Source organism: Pseudomonas sp. XP2, from assembly GCF_053557975.1.
Genome location: NZ_JBNRIK010000016.1, coordinates 118322 through 121093 on the forward strand (window position 1 = coordinate 118322; position 2772 = coordinate 121093).

2 protein-coding genes are annotated in these 2772 nt (G+C 61.3%); both read right to left on the reverse strand.

What is annotated here, in order from left to right:
- Positions 1 to 24 precede the first annotated feature (24 nt).
- Positions 25 to 1692: a gamma-glutamyltransferase gene (ggt, locus tag ACK1VC_RS18105; RefSeq protein WP_016489113.1), complete on the reverse strand. Its 1668-nt coding sequence runs from the start codon at positions 1690 to 1692 to the stop codon at positions 25 to 27.
- Positions 1693 to 1809: 117 nt separating this feature from the next.
- Positions 1810 to 2706, reverse strand: coding sequence for a LysR family transcriptional regulator (locus tag ACK1VC_RS18110; RefSeq protein ID WP_016489114.1), 897 nt, complete (start codon positions 2704 to 2706; stop codon positions 1810 to 1812).
- Positions 2707 to 2772: the final 66 nt, after the last annotated feature.

Genomic DNA, 2772 nt, shown 5'->3' on the forward strand with positions numbered 1-2772 from the left:
GATAGGGCCGGTACAGGTGTCCGCTTACTTGACGATCATCCCCACCCCACGCCCACGCGGATCGGAAGCGGTCTCAAGCTTCGCCCCATCCACCCGGATCGCCTGGATATCGCCCATCTCCCAGCCTTGGTCCTCAAGCACGTAGCCCATCTTCTTCAGCTCATCCGCCACCGGCCCGGTCAGGGGTGCATAGCTGTCAAAGTAGATAGTGTCCTTGGGCAGCAACTGATGGTGCACGCGCTGTGCCGCCACCGCCTTGTCCAGCGGCATACCGTAGTCGTACAGGTTGTTCATCACCTGAAAGATCGAGGTGAAGATCCGCGAACCGCCTGGGGTACCGATGACCAGCTCGACCTTGCCATCACGGGTCATAAGGCTGGGGCTCATCGAGGACAGCATGCGCTTGCCCGGTTCGATTGCGTTGGCATCGCCACCGACTACGCCAAAGGCATTCGCAGCGCCTGGCTTGGCGCTGAAGTCGTCCATCTCATCGTTGAGCAGGAAGCCTGCGCCCTTCACCACCACGCCACTGCCGTAGTCGAGGTTGAGGGTGTAGGTGTTGCTGACCGCATTGCCCTGCTTGTCCACGATCGAGAAATGCGTGGTCTGGTGCGGCTCAAGGCCCGGTTTGACCTTGTCGGTGTCGGAAATGGCCTTGGGGTTGACCTGCGCGGCGCGCTTGGCCAGGTAGTCCTTGGCCACCAATTGGTCCACCGGCACTTTGGTAAAGGCCGGGTCGCCCAGGTAGTCGGCACGGTCAGCGAAAACGCGCTTCTCGATTTCGGCCAACAGGTGAATGTACTGCGCCGAGTTATGCGCTACGCCCTTGAAGTCCGCCGCGCGGTCTTCCTTGATGCCCAACAGCTGGGCCAGGGCGACACCGCCAGAACTTGGCGGTGGTGCGGTATAGACCACATTGCCACGCCAGCTAACCGCCATCGGCTCACGCCATACGGCTTTGTAATCCTTCAAGTCATCCTTGGTGATCAGGCCCTTGTCAGCCTGCATCTGTGCCACCAGCAGGTCGGCGGTCTTGCCCTGGTAGAACTCGCTCACGCCCTTGTCGGCGATGCGTTCCAAGGTCTGAGCCATTTCTGGCTGCTTGAACAACTCGCCGACCTTCATGTTGCCAAAGTAGTCATTGAAGTTGGTCGCAGTCTTGAACATGCCCTGGGCATCGTTGCGGTACTGGTACTGTTTTTCAGCCACCTTGAAACCGTTTTTCGCATAGCCGATGGCCGGGGTCAGCAGCTCGCTCCAGGGCAGCTTGCCGAACTTCTGGTGCGCCTCCCACAGGCCCATCACCGTGCCTGGCACACCCGCAGCGCGAACCCCGACCAGGCTCAGGTTTTCGATGACCTCACCCTTGTCGTCCAGGTACATGTTGCGTGTAGCGGCCTTTGGCGCGACTTCGCGGTAGTCGAGGAAGTACGGCTTGCCGTCGACGAACAGGGTCATGAACCCACCACCGCCAATGTTACCGGCCTCCGGATAAGTCACCGCCAGGGTGAAGGCAGTGGCCACTGCGGCATCTACCGCGTTACCGCCCTTTTTCAGAATATCGGCGGCCACCTGTGCACCATATTGATCGGGTGCAGCCACCGCGCCGCCCTCCAGCGTGGCGGCATAAACCGAGGAACAGCTCAGGATCGCGGCTGCGAGAGCCAGGTACTGGAACGGGACAATACGCATGACACTTCCTTGGTGTTGTTTTTGTTGAGCACTCAGTAAGACCCAAGCGTTTCGACTGTGCAATCAACCGTAGGAAATTTCGCCGCCTGTGGACAGGATCTGTCGCGTTCAGGCAACTCAGCAGGCGTACATCGCCAGCTTGCGCTGGATGAAATCGAGGAAGCACTGGATACGCAGCGCCAGCTGGGTGTTGCGGTAGTACACCGCGTGGATCGGCTGGCGGTAGCCATTGTTGGCCTCGCTCAGCAGCACCTGCAGGCGCCCGGTGCGGATGTCCTCGTGGGTCATGAAGTGCGACAGGCTGACGATGCCCTCGCCGGCCAACGCCAGCTGGCGCAGGGTTTCACCGCTGGAGGCGATCAGCGCCGGGCGGATGCTGAAGCGGTCACCCTGAGCGTGGCGCAGCGGCCAATGGTTGAGCGATTCGGGCTGGCTGAAACCGAGCAGGCAGTGGCTGGCAAGGTCTTCGACCCGCTGCGGCGTGCCGTGCTGCTCAAGGTAGGCCGGGCTGGCCAGCACCTGTACCGGGCTGCACCCCAGGTTGCGTGCGTGCAGGCTGGAATCGGCCAACTCGCCAATGCGGATCGCCACATCGGTGCTTTGCTCCAGCAGGTCGATGATCAGATCATCGGTGTTCAGTTCAAGCTCGATGCCGGGGTACTGGCGACGAAACTCGCCGATCCACGGCAGGATGGCATGCAGCATGAACGGCGCAGCGGCGTTGATACGCAAGCGCCCGCTGGGTGTCTGGCGGTTCATCGACAGACGCTCTTCCATCTCGTTCATCTGCTCCAGAACCTGCCGCGAGCGCTCAAGGAAGTAACGGCCCTCTTCCGTGAGGTCCATGCGCCGGGTGGTGCGGTTGACCAAGGTGGTACCCAGCTTGCCCTCCAGGCGCGACAAGGTGCGGCTGACGGCGGATGGGGTCTGGCCCATCTGCTCGGCGGCAGCAGAAATCGAGCCGCAGTCGATGACGGCGACGAATACCTGGAGTTCTTCGGATCGGGTTTTCACATCTGGGCCTGTGGTTGGTCTGCGCAAGGATTAGATAGCCGCTTGTCGAGGCCACGTCCAGCGGCG

What these genes read in the sequence shown, in the direction of transcription:
- ggt (WP_016489113.1), bottom strand. Translation starts at nt 1,692, where the DNA reads ATGCGTATTGTCCCGTTCCAGTACCTGGCTCTCGCAGCCGCGATCCTG.